The 19,552-nt window shown below is 65.5% G+C and carries 18 protein-coding genes and 1 pseudogene; 8 read left to right on the forward strand and 11 right to left on the reverse strand.

Annotated features, from left to right (window positions below):
- Window positions 1–4 precede the first annotated feature (4 nt).
- The 3 genes from mreD to J3489_RS17615 form a co-directional block, all read right to left on the reverse strand.
- The gene (gene mreD, locus J3489_RS17605; protein ID WP_207000078.1) at window positions 5–517 is read right to left on the reverse strand and encodes a rod shape-determining protein MreD; all 513 of its coding nucleotides are present in this window, start codon (window positions 515–517) and stop codon (window positions 5–7) included.
- The gene (gene mreC, locus J3489_RS17610; RefSeq protein WP_207000079.1) at window positions 514–1,512 is read right to left on the reverse strand and encodes a rod shape-determining protein MreC; all 999 of its coding nucleotides are present in this window, start codon (window positions 1,510–1,512) and stop codon (window positions 514–516) included. The genes mreD and mreC overlap by 4 nt, the downstream gene beginning before the upstream one ends.
- A gap of 107 nt (window positions 1,513–1,619) precedes the next feature.
- On the reverse strand, window positions 1,620–2,663 hold the full coding sequence (locus J3489_RS17615; protein WP_136897651.1) for a rod shape-determining protein: 1,044 nt from the start codon (window positions 2,661–2,663) through the stop codon (window positions 1,620–1,622).
- 400 nt (window positions 2,664–3,063) lie between these two features.
- Here J3489_RS17615 and gatC point away from each other — a divergent pair, with 400 nt between their 5' ends.
- The 5 genes and pseudogenes from gatC (at window position 3,064) to J3489_RS17640 (ending at window position 8,273) form a co-directional block, all read left to right on the forward strand.
- On the forward strand, window positions 3,064–3,363 hold the full coding sequence (gatC, locus tag J3489_RS17620) for an Asp-tRNA(Asn)/Glu-tRNA(Gln) amidotransferase subunit GatC (protein WP_207000080.1): 300 nt from the start codon (window positions 3,064–3,066) through the stop codon (window positions 3,361–3,363).
- A gap of 23 nt (window positions 3,364–3,386) precedes the next feature.
- A pseudogene (gatA, locus tag J3489_RS17625) lies at window positions 3,387–4,871 on the forward strand (Asp-tRNA(Asn)/Glu-tRNA(Gln) amidotransferase subunit GatA); the annotation flags it as partial.
- 86 nt (window positions 4,872–4,957) lie between these two features.
- The gene (gatB, locus tag J3489_RS17630; RefSeq protein WP_207000082.1) at window positions 4,958–6,433 is read left to right on the forward strand and encodes an Asp-tRNA(Asn)/Glu-tRNA(Gln) amidotransferase subunit GatB; all 1,476 of its coding nucleotides are present in this window, start codon (window positions 4,958–4,960) and stop codon (window positions 6,431–6,433) included.
- Window positions 6,434–6,581: 148 nt separating this feature from the next.
- Entirely contained in the window at window positions 6,582–7,421 is an 840-nt protein-coding gene (locus J3489_RS17635; RefSeq protein ID WP_207000085.1) for a polyphosphate kinase 2 family protein, read from the forward strand.
- A gap of 72 nt (window positions 7,422–7,493) precedes the next feature.
- Window positions 7,494–8,273, forward strand: a complete 780-nt coding sequence (locus J3489_RS17640; RefSeq protein ID WP_207000086.1) for an exodeoxyribonuclease III — start codon at window positions 7,494–7,496, stop codon at window positions 8,271–8,273.
- Between the two features lie 66 nt (window positions 8,274–8,339).
- Here J3489_RS17640 and J3489_RS17645 read toward each other — a convergent pair whose 3' ends face one another.
- The 5 genes from J3489_RS17645 to J3489_RS17665 form a co-directional block, all read right to left on the reverse strand.
- On the reverse strand, window positions 8,340–9,398 hold the full coding sequence (locus J3489_RS17645; RefSeq protein WP_374193460.1) for a M48 family metallopeptidase: 1,059 nt from the start codon (window positions 9,396–9,398) through the stop codon (window positions 8,340–8,342).
- Window positions 9,329–10,669, reverse strand: a complete 1,341-nt coding sequence (locus J3489_RS17650) for an AmpG family muropeptide MFS transporter (RefSeq protein ID WP_207000090.1) — start codon at window positions 10,667–10,669, stop codon at window positions 9,329–9,331. The genes J3489_RS17645 and J3489_RS17650 overlap by 70 nt, the downstream gene beginning before the upstream one ends.
- Before the next feature lie 16 nt (window positions 10,670–10,685).
- Entirely contained in the window at window positions 10,686–11,294 is a 609-nt protein-coding gene (gene metW / locus J3489_RS17655; RefSeq protein ID WP_207000092.1) for a methionine biosynthesis protein MetW, read from the reverse strand.
- Complete coding sequence (gene metX, locus J3489_RS17660; protein WP_207000095.1) at window positions 11,291–12,436, reverse strand: homoserine O-succinyltransferase MetX; 1,146 nt, start codon at window positions 12,434–12,436, stop codon at window positions 11,291–11,293. The genes metW and metX overlap by 4 nt, the downstream gene beginning before the upstream one ends.
- A 310-nt stretch (window positions 12,437–12,746) precedes the next feature.
- Window positions 12,747–13,697 carry a LysR substrate-binding domain-containing protein gene (locus tag J3489_RS17665; RefSeq protein ID WP_207000097.1) on the reverse strand — a complete coding sequence of 317 codons (951 nt, stop codon included), beginning with the start codon at window positions 13,695–13,697 and terminating at the stop codon, window positions 12,747–12,749.
- A gap of 165 nt (window positions 13,698–13,862) precedes the next feature.
- On the opposite strand from J3489_RS17665, the gene J3489_RS17670 reads away from it, so the two are divergent.
- Both J3489_RS17670 and J3489_RS17675 read left to right on the forward strand, forming a co-directional pair.
- Entirely contained in the window at window positions 13,863–15,035 is a 1,173-nt protein-coding gene (locus tag J3489_RS17670) for a M20 aminoacylase family protein (protein WP_207000099.1), read from the forward strand.
- 73 nt (window positions 15,036–15,108) lie between these two features.
- Window positions 15,109–16,479 carry an MFS transporter gene (locus J3489_RS17675; RefSeq protein WP_207000101.1) on the forward strand — a complete coding sequence of 457 codons (1,371 nt, stop codon included), beginning with the start codon at window positions 15,109–15,111 and terminating at the stop codon, window positions 16,477–16,479.
- Between the two features lie 21 nt (window positions 16,480–16,500).
- Here the strand turns inward: J3489_RS17675 and slmA are convergent, their stop codons facing one another.
- From slmA to argB, 3 genes are all read right to left on the reverse strand, one after another.
- Window positions 16,501–17,202 (reverse strand): nucleoid occlusion factor SlmA, encoded by a 702-nt coding sequence (gene slmA / locus J3489_RS17680; RefSeq protein ID WP_207000103.1) that lies wholly within the window; start codon window positions 17,200–17,202, stop codon window positions 16,501–16,503.
- A gap of 119 nt (window positions 17,203–17,321) precedes the next feature.
- Entirely contained in the window at window positions 17,322–18,113 is a 792-nt protein-coding gene (locus tag J3489_RS17685; RefSeq protein ID WP_207000106.1) for a pyrimidine 5'-nucleotidase, read from the reverse strand.
- 76 nt (window positions 18,114–18,189) lie between these two features.
- The gene (argB, locus tag J3489_RS17690; RefSeq protein ID WP_207000108.1) at window positions 18,190–19,089 is read right to left on the reverse strand and encodes an acetylglutamate kinase; all 900 of its coding nucleotides are present in this window, start codon (window positions 19,087–19,089) and stop codon (window positions 18,190–18,192) included.
- A gap of 210 nt (window positions 19,090–19,299) precedes the next feature.
- On the opposite strand from argB, the gene J3489_RS17695 reads away from it, so the two are divergent.
- Window positions 19,300–19,548 (forward strand): cysteine-rich CWC family protein, encoded by a 249-nt coding sequence (locus tag J3489_RS17695; protein ID WP_207000109.1) that lies wholly within the window; start codon window positions 19,300–19,302, stop codon window positions 19,546–19,548.
- The last annotated feature ends 4 nt before the right edge of the window (window positions 19,549–19,552 follow it).

Consider the following 19,552-nt stretch of genomic DNA (forward strand, 5'->3'; position numbering starts at 1 on the left):
CGGCTCAGATCGGCCGGGTGTCGTCCGGATCTTCCGGGCGGCGCTGCGGCATCAGGAGCAGCGTGCTCGCGACCGGCCAGAGCGCGGCCTCGACGAAGCCGTTGATCAGATAACCCCAGCCGGGAAACGCGGCGCCCATCAAAAGGCGAATCACGAACGGCACGATCTGCGCGCCGACCAGGAGCGGCGCGACGGCGAACATCTGCACGCCGAGCGTCATCCACAGCACGCGACGGTGAATCGTGATCGCACCGTAGGAGAGCAGCGTGTAGGCGAGCGCGTGCTCGCCGAGCAGGCTCGCGTTGTGCACGTCCATCAGGATGCCGAGCAGGAACGCGATGCCCATCCCGACCTTGCGCGGCTGATGCACGTTCCAGAACAGCAGCACGAGCGCGACGAAGTCGGGCACGGCGACGAGGCGCCCCCACGGCATCAGGTTCAGCAGGAACGCGGCGGCGAGACTGAACGCGATGAAGTACGGATTCACCGGCAGCAAGATGTATTGCGGGCGGTTCATCGCTTGGCCCCCGACGCGGCTACGGCTTTATCGGCGGTGGGCGCCTTCGCGTTCTTGTCGGCGGGTTTGTCCTTGTCCGCTGCCTTCACCGCTTTCTTGCCCTTGGCGTCCTTGCCCGCCGTCGCGGACGCCGCTTCCGGCTCTTCCGGACTCGGCGGCACGTTGCTCTGATAGTGCAGCACCAAGAACTGCTTTGCGCCGCGCACGGTGGCGATCGGCTGGCAGACGACGCGTGCGAACGCCGTATCGGCGAGCTTGTCGACGCGCGTCACTTTCGCGACCGGCAGGCCCGGCGGATAAACACCGTCGAGGCCGCTCGTCACGAGCTCGTCGCCGGCGACCACATCGGCGCTGATCGGCACGAAGCGCATTTCGAGCGCGTCGCCCTTCGGCGTGCCGTAAATGACGCTGCGCAGCCCGGTGCGCACGACTTGCACGGGCACGGCTTGATCCTTATCGCTGAGGAGCGTCACTTCCGACTGCATCGGATACACGCGCGTGACCTGGCCGACGACGCCGTTCTCGCTCACCACCGGCGAACCGTTCTGGATGTCCTGATGCGACCCGACGCCGATCACGACCTTCTGCGTGAACGGATCGCTCGTGTCGTACTGGATTTCGGCGGGGATGGCTTGCGTCGTGATCTGCTTGGACAGATTCAAGAGGGCGCGCAGATGCGCGTTTTCGGCTTCGAGCGCGGCGGCTTGGTTCGCTTGCAGCGAGAGCTGCAGGTTGCGCGCGGTGAGCTTCTGGTTTTCCGTGCGCAACGTGGCGCTCGTGACGGCGAGATCGGCGGCGCCCACGAAGACGTCGCGCGGCACGAGGGCCGCGCGCTGCAGCGGATAGAGCCCCGCGCCAAGCACGCCGCGCACGATTTCAAGCGTCTTGAAACGCGCATCGGAAATGAGCAGCGCGAGCGCGAGCATGACAAAAAAGACCAGCCGCGCGAGCGCAGACGGGCCTTGCTTGAAAAGAGGCGGCGGACTGTATTCCATGGTCGGCGCCGGGGGCGTGAACGTGTGAGTGAAGCTACGGCGCGCTTAGCGCGCGGCGGCTCGCCGAAGAGGCTGTGAGCGCCGCGCAACTGCGGATGTCACGGGGTTCACTCGTACGAGAAGATGCTGCCGAGCTTGTCCATGCGCTCGAGAGCCATGCCCGAGCCGCGCACGACGCACGTCAGCGGGTCTTCGGCGACCAGCACCGGCAGGCCGGTTTCTTCGGCGAGCAGGCGGTCGAGATCGCGCAGGAGCGCGCCGCCGCCCGTCAGCATCATGCCGCGCTCGGCGATGTCGGCGCCCAGTTCCGGCGGGGTTTGTTCGAGCGCGATCTTCACCGACGACACGATCTGGTTCAGCGGATCGGTCAGCGCTTCGAGGATTTCGTTGCTGGAGATCGTGAAGCTGCGCGGAATGCCTTCCGACAGGTTGCGGCCCTTGACTTCGATTTCCTTGACTTCGGAGCCCGGGAAAGCCGAGCCGATTTCCTTCTTGATCGATTCGGCGGTTTGCTCGCCGATCAGCATGCCGTAGTTGCGGCGGATGTAGTTGACGATCGCTTCGTCGAACTTGTCGCCGCCGACGCGCACCGAGCCCTTGTAGACAATGCCGCCGAGCGAAATGACGCCCACTTCAGTGGTGCCGCCGCCGATATCGACGACCATCGAGCCCGTGGCTTCCGACACCGGCAGGCCGGCGCCGATTGCGGCGGCCATCGGCTCTTCGATCAGGTAGACCTGCGAGGCGCCGGCGCCGTGCGCGGCTTCCTTGATCGCGCGGCGCTCCACTTGCGTGGAGCCGCACGGCACGCAGATGATGATGCGCGGCGACGGCGAGAACATCCGCGATTCGTGCGCCATCTTGATGAACTGCTTGATCATCTGTTCGGTGACGGTGAAGTCGGCGATCACGCCGTCCTTCATCGGGCGGATCGCCTCGATGTTGCCCGGCACCTTGCCGAGCATCTGCTTGGCTTCCTTGCCGACTGCCTGAATGGTCTTCTTGCCGTTGGGGCCGCCTTCCTGGCGGATGGAAACGACGGACGGTTCGTCGAGAACGACACCCTTGCCGCGCATGTAGATGAGCGTGTTGGCCGTGCCGAGGTCAATCGCCAGATCGTTGGAGAAGTAGCTGCGCAAAAAACCGAACATGAAAATCCTGTTTCGCTGGGGGCCGGCTTCGCTTCATGGGCGCAGCGCGGCAGCGGAAAAAATAACAGCTTCGAGTTCGGGCGTGAGCGGCCGCCACACGAGCACGAAGCTGCAATGAAATCTACCGGGGACCGTGAAAACCAAGGTGGAATTTTCAGCGCAACGTTCAGTGAACACGCCAAAAGGCCTGAGTAAGTCGGCCCGGGTTTGGATCGAACGCGTAATGATACCTTATAATTTTGTCGTATTTGAAGGTTGCAGACGGCACTTTTTGCCCTGGTTTTACCCTTGGAAGCCGCCTTTTTAAGGGTTCGATCTGGCCGCCGCAACGCTTCCTAACCCCCTGTCGCAGCATCGTTTTTTTCGATGCGCTAAGTTCCACGCCTTTTCCGGTGACAGCATGCCTTTGACCCTGACCGATGTTAAACGCATCGCGCACTTGGCGCGCCTCGAATTGGCCGACGCCGATGCCGAGCACACCCTCACCCAGCTCAACGATTTCTTCGGGCTCGTCGAGCAGATGCAAGCCGTCGATACGACCGGCATCGCGCCGCTCGCCCACCCGATCGAGCACATCGAAGACGTCGCACTGCGGCTGCGCGAGGACGCCGTCACCGAGTCCGTCGACCGCGACTCGTATCAGCGCCCGGCGCCCGCTGTGCAGGATGGTCTGTACCTCGTCCCGAAAGTGATCGAATAACCGTCTTCAGGAACGCAATCCCAATGCACGCAAAGAGTTTGACCGAGCTGCGCGCGCTCATCACGTCGAAGGAATGTTCGGCGCTCGAGCTGGCGCAGCACTATCTGAAGCGAATCGACGCCGCGAGCGCGCTCAACGCGTTCATCCAGGTCGATCCCGAGCTGACGCTCGCGCAGGCGAAGGCCGCCGACGAGCGCATCGCGCAGGGCGACGCCGGCCCGCTCGCCGGCTTGCCGATCGCGCACAAGGACGTGTTCGTCACGCGCGGCTGGCGTTCTACCGCCGGCTCCAAGATGCTTGCCGATTACGTGAGCCCGTTCGATGCAACGGTCGTCGAGCGCTTTGCGCGCGCCGGCATGGTGACGCTCGGCAAGACCAACATGGACGAGTTCGCGATGGGCTCGTCGAACGAGAATTCGGCGTTCGGCCCCGTGAAGAACCCGTGGGATACGAGAGCGGTGCCGGGCGGCTCGTCGGGCGGCTCGGCCGCGGCCGTGGCCGCGCGCCTCGCGCCCGCCGCGACGGCCACCGATACCGGCGGCTCGATCCGCCAGCCGGCGTCGTTCTCGGGCGTGACCGGCATCAAGCCGACCTACGGCCGCGTGTCGCGCTACGGCATGATCGCGTTCGCGTCGTCGCTCGACCAGGGCGGCCCGATGGCGCAGAGCGCCGCCGATTGCGCGACGCTGCTCAACGCGATGGCGGGCTTCGACGAGCGCGATTCGACGAGCTTGAAGCGCGACGACGAAGACTACACGCGCTATCTCGGCAAGACATGGTCGGCCGACGGCACGTCCGCCAAGCCGCTCGCGGGGCTGCGCATCGGCTTGCCCAAGGAGTACTTCGGCGCCGGTCTCGCCGACGACGTGCGCGCCGCCGTGGACGCCGCGCTCAAGCAATACGAAGCGCTCGGCGCGACGCTCGTGCCCGTGACGCTCCCGAAGACGGAACTGTCCATCCCGGTCTATTACGTGATCGCGCCGGCGGAAGCCTCGTCGAACCTCTCGCGTTTCGACGGCGTGCGCTACGGCCATCGCGCGGCGGAATACCGCGATCTGCTCGACATGTACAAGAAGTCGCGCGCCGAAGGCTTCGGGCACGAAGTGAAGCGCCGCATTCTGGTCGGCACGTATGTGCTCTCGCACGGCTACTACGACGCGTACTACCTGCAGGCGCAGAAGATCCGCCGCATCATCGCGCAAGACTTCCAGGAAGCGTTCAAGACCTGCGACGTGATCATGGGGCCGGTCGCGCCGTCGGTGGCGTGGGAGATCGGCGCGAAGGGCGACGATCCGCTGCAGATGTATCTCGCCGACGTCTACACGCTGTCGATCAGCCTCGCAGGCCTCCCCGGCATGAGCGTGCCGTGCGGATTCGGCGCGGGCGCGAACGCGAAGCGTCCGGTCGGCTTGCAGATCGTCGGCAATTATTTCAATGAAGGCCGGATGCTGCAGGTCGCAGACGCGTTCCAGCGTGCCACCGATTGGCACAAGCAATCCCCGGCAGGAGCATGGGATGAACCCCCACGCTTACAACAACGTTCGCTGCCCCCCGAGGGGGCGCATGCCTCCCTTGAGGCGGCTCGGCGGGAGGCATGAACATGGAGTGGGAAGTCGTTATCGGCCTGGAGACGCACACACAGCTCTCGACGGCCTCGAAGATTTTCTCGGGCGCCTCGACGCAATTCGGCGCCGAGCCGAACACGCAGGCGTGCCCCGTCGATCTCGCGCTGCCGGGCGTGCTGCCGGTGATGAACAAGGGCGCCGTCGAGCGCGCGATCCGCTTCGGTCTTGCGATCGGCGCGACGGTCGCGCCGCGCAGCATCTTCGCGCGCAAGAATTATTTCTACCCCGATCTGCCGAAGGGCTACCAGATCAGCCAGTACGAGATCCCCGTCGTGCAGGGCGGCCAGATCACGATTCAGGTGCCGGCCAACGACAAGGCCGGCACAGCCGCGTACGAGAAGACCGTCAACCTCACGCGCGCTCACCTCGAAGAGGACGCCGGCAAGTCGCTGCATGAAGACTTCGCGGGCATGACCGGCATCGACTTGAATCGCGCCGGCACGCCGCTGCTCGAAATCGTCACCGAGCCGGAAATGCGCAGCGCCGCCGAGGCGGTGGCGTACGCGAAGGCGCTTCATGGGCTCGTCATGTGGCTCGGCATCTGCGACGGCAACATGCAGGAAGGCTCGTTCCGCTGCGACGCGAACGTGTCGGTACGTCCGGTTGGGCAGAAGGCATTCGGCACGCGCGCGGAGATCAAGAACCTGAACTCGTTCCGCTTCCTCGAAGAAGCGATCCAGTACGAAGTGCGCCGCCAGATCGAGCTGATCGAAGACGGCGGCACCGTCGTGCAGGAAACGCGTCTGTACGATCCGGACAAGCGCGAAACGCGCTCGATGCGCAGCAAGGAAGACGCGCACGACTACCGCTATTTCCCCGACCCCGACCTGATGCCGCTCGTGATCGACGCGGCGTGGGTCGAGCGCGTGAAGGGCGAGATGCCCGAGTTGCCCGCCGGCATGCAGAAGCGCTTCGTCGACCAATACGGCGTGACGCCGTACGACGCCGGCGCGCTGACGTCGAGCAAGGCGATGGCGGCGTACTTCGAGGCGGTCGTCGCGAAAGCCGGGGTTGCGCAGGCAAAGACGGCGGCGAACTGGCTGATGGGCGAAGTGTCGTCGCAACTGAACCGCGACGGGCTCGACATCGCCGACAGCCCCGTCTCCGCCGCGCAGCTCGCGCTGGTGCTGCAACGCATCGCCGACGGCACGATCTCGAACAAGATCGCGAAGGAAATTTTCCTCGCGATCGGGGACGAGCGCGCCACCGACGAAGCCGCCGCCGACCGCATCATCGAAGCGAAAGGCTTGAAGCAGATCTCGGATACCGGCGCGCTGGAAGCGATCATCGACGAAGTGCTTGCCGCGAACCAGAAGTCGGTCGAGGAATTCCGCGCGGGAAAGGAAAAGGCGTTCAACGCGCTGATCGGCCAGGCGATGAAGGCGACCAAGGGCAAGGCGAACCCGCAGCAGGTCAACGAGCTGCTGAAGAAGAAGCTGTCTTGATGGCGTTTTGATCGAAATGAATCGCCGGCTCGCAGGAGCCGGCGCGATGTGACAACGGGCTGTTGCCGGACCTGAATACGGGGCGACGGCCCGTTTTGTTTGGGCTGGCCCATCACGGGCCCGGCAACCCGATCCCAGGGGAGTGCGCATGTCGAAGCAACCGAATCTGGACGACTTTCGCGTCCCGTACACCGGCAACGGCAAGAAAACCGAGAAATTCGCGCTGACCGATTTCGACACCGCATCGAAGCCGTTTTCGATGGGATCGAAAGACGCCGACCGCGCGCGCCTGTCGGAGATCGGCAAGCGCCTCGACGAGCTGCAGGAGCGCCTTCACGCGCAGCGCCGCCAGCGCGTGCTGCTGGTGCTGCAGGGCATGGACACGAGCGGCAAGGATGGCACCGTGCGCGCCGTGTTTCACGAAGTCGATCCGCTCGGCTTGCGCATCGTGCCCTTCAAGGCGCCAACGCCGATCGAGACCGCGCACGATTTCCTGTGGCGCGTGCATGCGAACGCGCCGGCGGCCGGCGAACTGACGGTCTTCAACCGCAGCCACTACGAAGACGTGCTCGTGCCGCGCGTGCTCAAGCAGATCGACGCCGCCGAGATCGAGCGCCGCTACCAGCACATCCGGCAATTTGAGGAACTGCTCGCCGATACGGGCGCAACGATCGTCAAGTGCTTCCTGCACATCTCGAAGGATGAGCAACGGAGCCGCTTGCAGGCCCGCATCGACGATCCGACGAAACACTGGAAGTTCGACGTCTCGGACATCGAAGCGCGCGAGTACTGGGACGCGTATCAGGAAGCCTATCGCGACGCGCTCGCGGCAACTTCGACGGAATACGCGCCGTGGTACGTGATTCCCGCCGATTCGAAAACGCACCGCAACCTGATGATCGCCGAGCTGCTGCTGCGCGTGTTCGAGGGCATGAAGCTCGAATACCCGCCCGCGAAGGAATCGCTCAAAGGCGTCAAGGTCGAATGACCGCCATCGCGCGACGCACGGCGCTTCGCGCATCGAACCGACTCCATTCACCGACAAGAACCAGGGAACACCATGCTGCGTGTGATTACCGCCAATCTGAACGGCATCCGCTCCGCCGCGAAAAAGGGCTTTTTCGAGTGGTTCGGCGAGCAGAAGGCCGACGTGCTTTGCGTGCAGGAACTGAAGTGCTCGCAGGACGACATGACGCCCGAGTTTCTCGCGCCGCACGGCTTTGCCGGCTACTTCCAGCATGCGGAGAAAAAAGGCTATAGCGGCGCGGGCGTCTATACACGCCACGAACCCGACGATGTGATCATCGGCTTCGGCAGCGAAGAGTTCGACCCGGAAGGGCGCTATGTGGAGGCGCGTTTCCGCAAGCTGTCGGTGGTGTCGGTGTACGTGCCGTCCGGCTCGAGCGGCGACGATCGCCAGCAGGCGAAGTACCGCTTCATGGACGAGTTCATGCCTCACCTCGCGGCGCTCTCCAAAAAGCGCGAAGTGATCCTGTGCGGCGACGTGAACATCGTCCACAAGGAAATCGACATCAAGAACTGGAAGAGCAATCAGAAGAATTCGGGCTGCCTGCCCGAAGAGCGCGCGTGGCTGACCCATCTCTTCGACGAAGTCGGCTACGTCGACGTGTTCCGCACGCTCGATCAGCGGCCCGAGCAGTACACGTGGTGGAGCAATCGCGGGCAGGCGTATGCGAAGAACGTCGGGTGGCGGATCGACTATCAGATCGCGACGCCGGGCATCGCGGGCACGGCGAAAAGCACGTCGATCTTCCGCGATATCAAGTTCAGCGACCACGCGCCGCTGACGGTCGATTACGACCATAAGGTGAAGGGTTGAGGCTACCCGGGCCGACGCGCACGACGCATGCGGCGCGGCGATCGAACGGCGCGCCGCGCCGCTTCGTCAGTCGCGCGCTGCGGTGCCCCGGCGTGCCGCGCTGATGCCCGCGTAGTCGGGCAACGAATCGACCGGCACGCCCTTCGCCTTCGCGTACAGCACGAGCATGTCGGGCAGGCGCTTCATGATGTCGTGACGCCGCGCCGCGCTGTACGGGTGCACGTAGATGAAGCCTTGCTCCTTGTTCGCGTGCGTCGCAGCGGCGAGCTTGTCCCATAGCGTGACCGCCGCGCGCGGGTCGAAGTCCGCGCGCGCGGCGATGTCGCTGCCGATCACGTCGGCCTCGGTTTCGTCGGTCGGCGTATAGCGCATCGCAAGGAGCTGCGAGCCGATGCCGAGCGGCGTCGCGCCCAGATCGGCGAGGCCGAAGAGCTGCGGAATCGTCCCGGCGCCAAGCTGCGCCGACTGCTGCTCGCCGAGCCGTTCGCGCGCATGTTCGCGCAGCGCATGCGCGATTTCGTTGCCGAACAGCACGCCGAGTTCGTCTTCGTTCAGATGCACGCGATCCAGCAGCCCGCTGTAGACGACGATCTTGCCGCCCGGCAGGCAGTACATGCGGATCTCCGTCGAGCGGACCACGTTGACTTCCCACCTCCAGTTCTTCACGCGGTCGTTCCACTTCAACGCGTACGGCGTCACCCTCGCGGCGATGTCGCGCGCGAGTTTGACGCGCGGATCGGAATCCGGCAGCAGGCGGCCGGTTTGTTCGGCGCCGTGCAGGATGTCGGCGTATTCATCGGCGGCCTGTTCGTCGAGCACCGGAGACGGGATCAGATTGCGGAACGTGGTCGCGTTGCCGAAGCGCACCTGCAGATTGCGGTCCGGTTGATAGGCGGCAGCCGCTGCGGGTGCGCTTGCCGCAGGGGCGGGCGGCGCACTTGCGGGCGTAGTGGACGCTGCCTCTGCTGCAACAGCGGCGACCGACAGGTTCGAAAGCAGCGCTGCGGCACAGAGAAGCACCGCAACGCGCCGTAGTGCCGACGCAGCCGATGCGCTCACGACCGTGCCCTCCACGGCGCGATCATCGGCAACAGCAGCATCCCGGGCAGCGCGAGCACGGCGCAAACGATGAAGTAATCGAACCAGCCGATCTGCGCGACGACAAAGCCGCTCGAGGCCGAAGCCAGCGTGCGCGGCACCGAGGCGAGACTCGTGAAGAGCGCGAATTGCGTCGCGGTATAGCGCGGATCGGTGGTGCTCGCGATATAAGCCGTGAACGCCGCGAGTGTGAGCCCGGTCGAGAACGTTTCGAAGCCGTAGATCAGCGCGAGCGCGGCGGGCGACGGGCCGATCTTCGCGAGCCACGCGAAGCCGAGCGTCGACACGATCTGCACGACCCCGAAAATCCACAACCCGCGCGCAATGCCGATCTTCACGAGCCACGCGCCGCCGATGATGCCGCCCGCGATGCTGGCCCAGAACGCCGTGGTCTTCGCGATCACGCCGATCTGCGTCTTGTCGAAGCCGATGTCGAGGAAGAACGACGTCGACAGCGTGGTCGCCATCGTATCGCCGAGCTTGTAAAGGAAGATGAAGCCGAGCACGAGGAGCGCCGCGCGCCAGCCGTCGCGCGAGACGAACTCGGAGAACGGCAGCACGATCGCATCGCGCAGATTCTTCGGCGGCGCGCCGTGGATCTCGGGTTCGCGCACGACGAGCGACAGCACCATGCCCGGCAGCATGAACGCGGCGGTCACGGCGAACACGACGTTCCACGGCATGTGGTCGGAGAGAATCAGCGCGAGCGAGCCGGGAATCAGCGCGGCGATCTTGTACGCGTTCACGTGGACCGCATTGCCGAGCCCTTGTTCGGTGTCGCGCAGCAGTTCGCGCCGGTAGGCGTCGACGACGATGTCCTGGCTCGCGCCGAAGAGCGCAACAAGCGCCGTGAGCGCGGCCACCGTCCAGATGTCGTTGCGCGGCGAGACGAACCCGAGCGAGGCGATCGCGCCCGCGACGAGCAATTGCGTCACGAGCATCCAGCCGCGCCGCCGCCCCGGACGCCAGCCGGGCAGGCGCGGGACGTAGCGGTCCATCAGCGGCGCCCAGATGAACTTCCAGGTGTACGGGAACTGGATCAGCGCAAAGAGGCCGATTTCCTTGAGATTGACCCCTTCCGAGCGCAGCCACGCCTGCACGAGATAGACGAGCGTGAAGAGCGGCAATCCGGACGTGAAGCCGAGAAAGACGCAGATCAGCATGTGCCGGTTCAGGAACGCCCGCCAGCCGGGATGCGCCTCGTGGGCGCTCAGCGCGGGCGGCTCGTGGTGCTCGGGGTGCTCGTGCGGCGGCTTCCGGTCCTGTTCCTGTGCCTGCTCATTTGACTGATTGGGCATGTCTCGTTTGATGGCGCTACCCTTTTTTCACGCGATAGACCGCAAGACTACCACGCCAGTTAACACCCCACCTCACGGTCTGGCCGCCGTGCAGCACGACGCGGTCCAGAATTTCGATGCCGACTTCCGGCGCGAGCGCCTCGAAGTCCTTGATCGTCAGCACCCGCACGTTCGGCGTGTTGTGCCACTGGTAAGGCAGCGATTTCGACACCGGCATGCGTCCGTGCAGCACCGACAACCGGTGCGTCCAGAAGCCGAAATTCGGAAACGACACGATGCATTGCTTGCCGACGCGCACCGTCTCGCGCAGGATCGCGGCGGTCTGGTGGATGGTCTGCAGCGTCTGCGACAGGATCGCGAAATCGAAGCTGCCGTCCTCGAACAGGCGCAGGCCGTCTTCGAGATTCTGCTGGATCACGTTCACGCCGTTCTTCGCGCACGCGAGCACGCCGGCGTCGTTGATCTCGATCCCATAGCCCGAGACTTCGAGCTCTTCGGAGAGGAGCTGGAGCAGGGTTCCGTCGCCGCAGCCGAGGTCGAGCACCGTCGAGCGCGGCTCGACCCAGCGGGCGATCGCGCGGAAGTCGGAGCGTGCAGTCAGGTTGTCGATAGCGTGCTGGTTCATGCGCCCACCTCCTCGGCAATGCGTTCGTAATAGGCGCGCATCAGGTTGTGATAGCGCGCGTCGTCGAGCAGGAAGGCGTCGTGGCCGTGCGGCGCGTCGATCTCCGCGTAGGTGACCTGCCGCTTGTGGTCGAGCAGCGCCTTCACGAGCTCGCGCGAGCGCGCGGGGGCGAAGCGCCAGTCGGTCGAGAAGCTCGCGATCAGGTACTTTGCCTGGGTGTGCGCGAGCGCGGCGGTGAGGTCGCCGTCGAACGCCTTGGCCGGGTCGAAGTAGTCGAGCGCGCGCGTGATCAGGAGGTAGGTGTTCGCGTCGAAGTAGTCGGCGAACTTGTCGCCCTGGTAGCGCAGGTACGACTCCACCTCGAATTCGACATCGAAGTTGAAGTTGTACTCGTCGAGCGCGCCTTCGGCCCGGCGCAGCGCGCGGCCGAATTTGGCGGCCATGTCGTCGTCGGACAAATACGTGATGTGGCCGATCATTCGCGCCACGCGCAGGCCGCGCTTCGGCTTCACGCCGTGCGCGTAGTAGTCGCCGCCGTGGAAGTCCGGGTCCGACAGGATCGCCGAGCGCGCGACCTCATTGAACGCAATGTTTTGCGCGGAGAGCTTCGGCGTCGACGCGACCACGATGCAGTGGCCGAGACGCTCCGGATACATCAGGCTCCACGCGAGCGCCTGCATGCCGCCGAGGCTGCCGCCCATCACGGCCGCGAAGCGTTCGATGCCGAACGCGTCGGCGACGCGCACCTGAGCGTTCACCCAATCCTCGACCGTGACGACCGGGAAGCTCGCGCCATACGGCTTGCCGGTGGCGGGATTGAGGCTCATCGGCCCGGTCGAGCCGAAGCACGAGCCGAGGTTGTTCACGCCGATCACGAAGAAGCGGTTCGTATCGAGCGGCTTGCCGGGGCCGACCATGTTGTCCCACCAGCCGACGTTCTTGGGCTCGTCCGCGTAGACGCCCGCCACGTGATGCGACGCGTTGAGCGCATGGCAAACGAGCACCGCGTTCGAGCGCGCGGCGTTGAGCGTGCCGTAGGTTTCGACCATGAGGTCGTAGCTGGCGAGCGAGCTGCCGTTTTGCATGGCGAGCGGCTCGGTGAACAGCATTTTTTGTGGAGCGACGATACCGATCGATTCCATTCATTCCGCCTTCTGACAGGGGCGGCTAAATGGTGTCGGCGATGCGCGGGGGAGAGGGTGCGCGGCTGACGACCTCTTTAGCCGCATTTATAGTGAACCTCAGATTTCGAAGGTTCGCGCGCCCGCAATCGAGTCAGCAAATCGGCGCGCTGTGAATGATTCCGCTGCAAGTGCGCAGCGAATTTCACGAAAGAGGGCAAAGTATAGCGGAAAAAATTCTGCGGCGACGGCGCCGCGCGCATAGCCGCCATTACGGCGACGGATGCGGCGCGCGTCGCCTTTGGCGCTCGCTTGCCCGGGCCGCGCGGGCTTACAGCAGCAACTCGATCGAATGAAACAGCCGCCGCCGTTCCGGATCGTCCGAGCGCGCGCCCTCGTCGATCACCTCGCGCAAGCATTCGAGAAAGCACGCCCCGGCCGGGCTCGCTGGCGCGCCGCGGCGCGAGACCACGCTCACGATCGTCTCCTCGACCGTCTCGCGCAGCGGCAGCGCCCGCAGGTTCTCCTTGCCGATGCTCACCTCGACGAGTGGCCACGGAAAGATGCTGAGCATGTCGGTCTTCGCGAGCAGTCCGAGCACGATGGCGAGCGAATGCGCGAGATGAATCGTGCGCGGCACATTCATGCCGTGGCTGAGAAATACGTTCTCGGAGATCGACTCGCGGCTCGCCGGGTCCCAGTTCAGGACCCATTCGGCGTCTTCGAGTTCGACGAGGTTGCGGCATTGGGCCAGCGGATGATCGCGCCGCGCGACCACGGCCGAGTGCGTCGAAAAGAGCGGCACGTTCTGAAACTCCGACTGCGGCGACGCGGGCGGCGGCCGTCCAATCGAGAAATCGAGGCTGCCGTCGCGCAGGCGCGGCTGCACAACGGCCAGGAGCCCCTCGAAGAATTCGAGCTGGACTTCGGGCATGCGCTGCCGGAAGCGCTGCACGGTCTGGGGCAGGAACGTCAGTGCGACCCATGGCGTGACGCCGATCGACAGCTTCCCGGCCGAACGCCCGCGCATCGCGTCGAGTTCGGCTTCGGCGCGCGCGAGCTGGCCGAGCACGAGCCGCGCATGGACGACGAGCGCGCGGCCGTACTCGGTGAACGTGATCCCGCTCGTGCCGCGGATCACGAGCGGCGCGCGCAGGTCGGCTTCGAGTTCGCGCACGGCCTTCGTCGCCGCGGCCGGCGAGACGCCGAGCGAGCGTGCGGCGGCGCGGATGCTGCCGGTGTCGGCGATCGCCGCGAGCGTGGTGAGTTGATGGAGTTTCATCGGACCAAATTGCCTGCCGCTTGGTGTTCGCTTGGTACTGATCGACGCGTGGAGCTGGCACGCGGCATGGCAACCACAGGTTGCTGCCGCGAAGATTCTACGCCTGTCCGTCGAGCCATCCGCTGGCTATGCTGCATCGATGCCAATCATCGAGGAAGACAACGCATGAACACGATGGCAATCCCGTCCGGCATCGCCGATCTGGAAGAGGAAATGATAGCGTTGCGGCGCCGGATCCACGCGCATCCGGAGCTGGCGTACGAGGAAGTGGCGACGGGCAATCTGGTCGCCGAGCGGCTCGAAGCATGGGGCTACACGGTCCATCGCGGGCTCGGGAAAACCGGCGTGGTAGGGCAACTGAAAGTGGGCAATGGCACGCGGCGCCTCGGCCTGCGCGCCGACATGGACGCGCTGCCGATCCACGAGCAGACCGGCCTGCCGTACGCGAGCAAGCTCCCCGGCAAGATGCACGCGTGCGGCCACGACGGCCACACGGCGATGCTGCTCGCCGCCGCGCAGCACCTGGCGCAAGAGAAATCGTTCGACGGCACGCTTAACCTGATTTTCCAGCCGGCGGAGGAAGGGTTCGCGGGCGCCGAGAAAATGCTCGAAGACGGCCTGTTCGAGCGCTTCCCGTGCGACGCCGTGTTCGCCATGCACAACATGCCCGGCCATCCGACCGGCAAGTTTGGCTTCCTGCCGGGCTCGTTCATGGCGTCGTCCGATACGGTGATCGCGAAAGTGACCGGGCGCGGCGGCCACGGCGCGATGCCGCACAAGGCGGTCGATCCGGTCGTCGTGTGCGCGCAGATCGTGCTCGCGCTGCAGACGATCGTCGCGCGCAACGTGGCGCCGCTCGACATGGCGATCATCACGGTCGGCGCGATCCACGCGGGCGAGGCGCCGAACGTGATTCCCGAGAGCGCGGAAATGCGGCTGTCGGTGCGTGCGCTGAAGCGCGAGGTTCGCGATTTCCTCGAAGAGCGCATCACCGACGTGATTCACGCTCAGGCGGCCGTGTACGGGGCGCGCGCCGAGATCGACTATCAGCGCCGCTACCCCGTGCTCGTCAACGACGCGCAAATGACGGACTTCGCGCGTCAGGTCGCGCTCGACTGGGTCGGCGAGGCCGGTCTGATCCGGGACATGGAACCGCTCACCGGCAGCGAGGACTTCGCGTTCATGCTCGAATGCTGCGCGGGCAGCTACCTGATCATCGGCAATGGCGACGGGGAGGGCGGCTGCATGGTCCACAACCCGGGCTACGACTTCAACGACGACTGTCTCGCGACAGGCGCCGCCTACTGGGTGAAGCTCGCCGAGGCTTTCCTCGCGTGAGCTTGATTGAGCGACCGAAACCGCCCGAGCGGCAAGCGCAGGACATCGGCTTTGCTTGGGACCCGGGAGAGACATGGACTATTCCGCCACTGAGGCGACCGGCCCGCAGAGCGCCGGCGCCGCCACCGCACCAACCAAGCGCATCTCGCAGCCGAAGGCGATCGCCGCAATCACGATCGGCAACGGCCTCGAATTTTTCGACTTCACGATCTACAGCTTCTTCGCGACGATCATCGGCAAGCTGTACTTCCCGGTCGAGGGGCAGCTCGGGCAACTGATGCTCGCGGTCGGCACGTTCGGCGTCGGCTTCATCATGCGGCCGATCGGCGGCGTCGTGCTCGGCGGTTACGCGGACCGCGCCGGCCGCAAGGCCGCGATGAGCCTCACGCTGTGGCTCATGACGCTCGGCTCGGCGATCATCGCGTTCGCGCCGACTTACGCGACGATCGGCCTCGCTGCGCCGGCGCTCATCATCCTCGCGCGGCTGATCCAGGGCTTTGCCATCGGCGGCGAGGTCGGCGCGTCGACCTCGCTCCTGCTCGAATACGGCGGCGACCGCACGCGCGGCTTCTACGGCAGTTGGCAGTTCGTGAGCCAGGGGCTCAACACGGTGTGCGGGTCGCTGCTTGGCGTCGTGCTGGCGGCGAGCTTGTCGACGCCGTCGCTCGAGAGCTGGGGCTGGCGCATTCCGTTCGTGATCGGGATGGCGATGGGGCCGATCGGCACCTATATCCGCCGGCATCTGAACGAGACGCTGCCGGGCGTCGAGACCGCCGATCACCGGCCGCAGGCGTTGCCCGCAGCCGAACGCACCGGGCCCGCCGTCCATCCCACCCATCCCGCGCGCACGATCTTCCGCCACCACGCGGGCTCGATCACGGCGGGCGTGGCGACGACGATCGGCGGCACCGCGGCGAACTACATCGTGCTGTTCTATCTGTCGACCTACGCGATCCGGATGCTGAACATGCCGATGTCGCTGGCGTTGTGGGCTTCGTGGACCGCCGCCCTCATGACCGTGATCTGCTCGCCGTTTGCCGGCGCGCTGTCGGACCGGGTCGGGCGCAAGCCGGTGCTGTGGGTGTCGCGGGTGTTGCTGACGCTCGCGATCTATCCGGCGTTCAAGCTCATCAACGCGTATCCGACCGTGCCGGTTCTGCTGGCGGTGGTCGCGGTTCTCGCGGTGCTGGTCGCGTTCACGGCGGTGCCGAACATCGTGATGCTGCCCGAAATGTTTCCGCGCGAAATTCGGGCGACCGGGATGTCGATCGTCTATTGCCTCGGCGTGTCGATTTTCGGCGGCTTCGCGCAATTCTTCGCGACGTGGCTGATTCAGTTGTCGGGCAATCCGATCGCGCCCGCGTGGTACCTGATCGGCTGCGGGACCGTGTCGCTGCTCGCGCTGCCGTTCGTCCGCGAGACGGCGGGGCGGCCGATCGGCTGACGGCCGCCGAGACTGCCGGGACTATTGAAGAATCAGCCGCAGTTGCGCGTCGGCGTGCTCGCCCGGCGTGCGCGCGAACCCGCTTTTCGTGTAGCGGTGCCAGCGGCCGAGCACATAGCTGATGACGAGGCTCGCGCGCACCGCCGGGTCGTAATCGGTCGGCAGCGGCACCGCGGCATCGGCCGATTTCTGGTTGGCCTCCATCAAGCCGAGCCGCAGGCACTGCTTGAGCGATGCCTCGATGCGCTCGAGCATCTGCGTGACCCGCTCGGCGAGGCGCTCGTGCTCGCCGACGAGCGCCTCGCCCGTCAGCACGCGTGTCATGCCGGGATTTTTCGCGGAAAAGTTGAGCAGCATCAAGCCGATCGCACGCGCCTGGAGCACGCCGTTCGGCTCCTTCGCCGTGATCTGGTTGACGAGGCCGAAAAACGTCTCTTCGATGAACTCGATCAGCGCCTCGAACATTTGCGCCTTGCTCGCGAAATGCCGGTAGAGCGCCGCCTCCGACACGCCGAGCCGCGCGGCCAGCGCCGCGGTCGTGATCTTTTCGCTTTTGGGGGTCTCCAGCATCGCGGCGAGCGTCTGGAGGATGTGGACCCGCCGCTCGCCGGGCTTTAGGCGCGGCGCACGCGCGCCTGCTGAAGTTGCGTCTTCCGCGTGGTCTTGCTGGTCCTGCGCGTGTTCGCTGTTTACCGCCGTGTCAGGCTTTTGAGTCGGCTGCATATCTGTTGCCCCGATGGATGACCGATCCCCACGCTCACTATCGTTCGCTGCCCCCCGAGGGGGCGGGCGCCTCCCTTGGGGCGGCCCGGCGGGAGGCGCATGAACGACCCCCACGCTCACTATCGTTCGCTGCCCCCCGAGGGGGCGGGCGCCTCCCTTGGGGCGGCCCGGCGGGAGGCGCGAGTGCCCAGCCGAAGCGATTTTAACGAACGAATGCGACGATCGACATAGTGGGGACGTCCGGTGCCGGGCTGGCGCGCCGGCGTGCCGTTTGCCTTCGACGCCGCGGGGAGATGGCCGACGATCCAGACCGTCCGAATTCCCAGGCGCTTGTAGCGCTTCAGGTGTCCGCGCGTGTCTTCGACGAGGATCGCATCGGCAAGCGGCACGTGCGCGTCGCGCATCGCCCGGCGCAGCATCGATGCGTCGGGCTTCGCGCGCCACGCGCGACGGTCGCGCATGTGCTCGATTGCGATCACCCGCTCGAACAGGCGCTCGATGGAGAGCTCCCGCAGCACCGCGTGCGCGTAGGCCTCCGGCCCATTGGTCAGCACCAACTTGCGTCCTGGCAGCGCCGCGATAAGGCGCGCGAGACCGCGCTCGGCGCGCACCATCGAGCCGAGGTCGGGGAACGTGTGGACTTCTTTCAGGAAGTCGTGCGGGTCGATCAGGTGATGCCGCGTCAAGCCGAGCAGCGCCGCACCGTAGCGCTGCGTGTAGCCGGTGCGCAGGCGGTTCGCCACATCGCGCTCGACTTGCAGCGCGTCGATGATGTATTGCGTCATCGCCTGGTTGATCGCCGGGAAGATCTTGTACGACGCGTGGTGCAGGGTGTTGTCGAGGTCGAACAGCCAGACGGGGCTGCCCGCGTTGACGTGCGGCCGGCGCCGCTTGGGGCGAGAGATGGGCATGGCGGTGGGGGAGGAGACGCCCGAACAGCAGGCGAAGCGCGGCGCATTGATGCGCGCCGTGCTTCGCCGGGCATGCTCAATGCGAGCGGATCATCGTGCCGAACGGTTGCTCGGTCAGGATTTCGAGCAGTACCGAGTGCTCGATCCGGCCGTCGATGATGTGCACCGAGCGCACGCCGCTCTTGGCGGCGTCGAGCGCGGACGCGATCTTCGGCAGCATGCCGCCCGAGATCGTGCCGTCGGCGAAGAGTGCGTCGATCTCGCGCGCCGACAGATCCGTCAGCAGGTTACCCACCTTGTCCATCACGCCGGGGATGTTGGTCATCATCACGAGCTTTTCGGCGTTCAGCACGACAGCGAGCTTGCCCGCGACGAGATCCGCGTTGATGTTGTACGAGAGGCCGTCTTCGCCGAAGCCGATCGGCGAGATCACCGGAATGAACGCGTCGTCTTGCAGCGCGCGCACGACGGCCGGGTTGATCGCCTCGACTTCGCCCACTTGGCCGATGTCGACGTATTGGCCGGGGTTGTCGCGGTCCGGCATCATGAGCTTGCGCGCGTGGATCAGGCCGCCGTCCTTGCCCGTGAGGCCCACCGCGTGGCCGCCGAAGTGATTGATAAGCGTGACGATGTCCTGCTGCACTTCGCCGCCGAGCACCCATTCGACGACTTCCATCGTCTCTTCGTCGGTGACGCGCATGCCCTGGATGAACGTGCCTTGCTTGCCGATCTTCTTGAGCGCCTGGTCGATCTGCGGGCCGCCGCCGTGCACGATCACCGGGTTGATGCCGACCAGCTTCAGCAGAATGACGTCGCGCGCGAAGCCTTGCTTCAGGCGCTCTTCGGTCATGGCGTTGCCGCCGTATTTGATGACCACGGTCTTGCCGTGATACTGGCGAATATAAGGCAGCGCCTCAGCGAGGATTTCGGCTTTCAACGTGGGAGCGATCTGCGAGAGGTCGATGGGCTCGGACATGGCGGCAAACTCGGCACGGAACAAACAGTTGAGACGGGCGAAATAGGGCGAATTGTACAGGACTGGCGCGGCGCAGCACGGTTTTTGCCGGTCATCCAAACGACATAGGACGGCTGTTTTCGCGCGGCTGCGCGGCGAGCCCCGCGAGCCGTGGCATCATGCATTTATCCACTTGATTCGACTCTGTTTCCATTGTTGTTTCGACGCGTCATGACTCGCTCAGGCTCGACTTCCACGACCCGCTCCGCGCCGCCGGCCGGCGGGAGCGCACGCTGCCCGCGCTGCGGCCGCGCGTTCGATTGCGGCAAGCGCGCCGACGCGTCCGAGCCGTTCAAGTGCTGGTGCACGTCGATGCCTGCCTTGCCGCCCGAGCGCTTGGTACCCAATATGCGTTGCCTGTGCCCGGAGTGTTTCGCCGAGGCGATCGTCACGGTGTCCCCGGAAGCGCCCAGCGGTTAAACTG

The organism is Trinickia mobilis, assembly GCF_017315705.1.
Taxonomy (GTDB): Bacteria; Pseudomonadota; Gammaproteobacteria; order Burkholderiales; family Burkholderiaceae; genus Trinickia_A; species Trinickia_A mobilis.

Bases quoted from the DNA above. Each gene is read 5' to 3' on its own strand.
- mreD (WP_207000078.1), bottom strand. From the start codon at position 517: ATGAACCGCCCGCAATACATCTTGCTGCCGGTGAATCCGTACTTCATC.
- mreC (WP_207000079.1), bottom strand. From the start codon at position 1,512: ATGGAATACAGTCCGCCGCCTCTTTTCAAGCAAGGCCCGTCTGCGCTC.
- J3489_RS17615 (WP_136897651.1), bottom strand. From the start codon at position 2,663: ATGTTCGGTTTTTTGCGCAGCTACTTCTCCAACGATCTGGCGATTGAC.
- gatC (WP_207000080.1), top strand. From the start codon at position 3,064: ATGCCTTTGACCCTGACCGATGTTAAACGCATCGCGCACTTGGCGCGC.
- gatB (WP_207000082.1), top strand. From the start codon at position 4,958: ATGAACATGGAGTGGGAAGTCGTTATCGGCCTGGAGACGCACACACAG.
- J3489_RS17635 (WP_207000085.1), top strand. From the start codon at position 6,582: ATGTCGAAGCAACCGAATCTGGACGACTTTCGCGTCCCGTACACCGGC.
- J3489_RS17640 (WP_207000086.1), top strand. From the start codon at position 7,494: ATGCTGCGTGTGATTACCGCCAATCTGAACGGCATCCGCTCCGCCGCG.
- J3489_RS17650 (WP_207000090.1), bottom strand. From the start codon at position 10,669: ATGCCCAATCAGTCAAATGAGCAGGCACAGGAACAGGACCGGAAGCCG.
- metW (WP_207000092.1), bottom strand. From the start codon at position 11,294: ATGAACCAGCACGCTATCGACAACCTGACTGCACGCTCCGACTTCCGC.
- metX (WP_207000095.1), bottom strand. From the start codon at position 12,436: ATGGAATCGATCGGTATCGTCGCTCCACAAAAAATGCTGTTCACCGAG.
- J3489_RS17665 (WP_207000097.1), bottom strand. From the start codon at position 13,697: ATGAAACTCCATCAACTCACCACGCTCGCGGCGATCGCCGACACCGGC.
- J3489_RS17670 (WP_207000099.1), top strand. From the start codon at position 13,863: ATGAACACGATGGCAATCCCGTCCGGCATCGCCGATCTGGAAGAGGAA.
- J3489_RS17675 (WP_207000101.1), top strand. From the start codon at position 15,109: ATGGACTATTCCGCCACTGAGGCGACCGGCCCGCAGAGCGCCGGCGCC.
- slmA (WP_207000103.1), bottom strand. From the start codon at position 17,202: ATGCAGCCGACTCAAAAGCCTGACACGGCGGTAAACAGCGAACACGCG.
- J3489_RS17685 (WP_207000106.1), bottom strand. From the start codon at position 18,113: ATGCCCATCTCTCGCCCCAAGCGGCGCCGGCCGCACGTCAACGCGGGC.
- argB (WP_207000108.1), bottom strand. From the start codon at position 19,089: ATGTCCGAGCCCATCGACCTCTCGCAGATCGCTCCCACGTTGAAAGCC.
- J3489_RS17695 (WP_207000109.1), top strand. From the start codon at position 19,300: ATGACTCGCTCAGGCTCGACTTCCACGACCCGCTCCGCGCCGCCGGCC.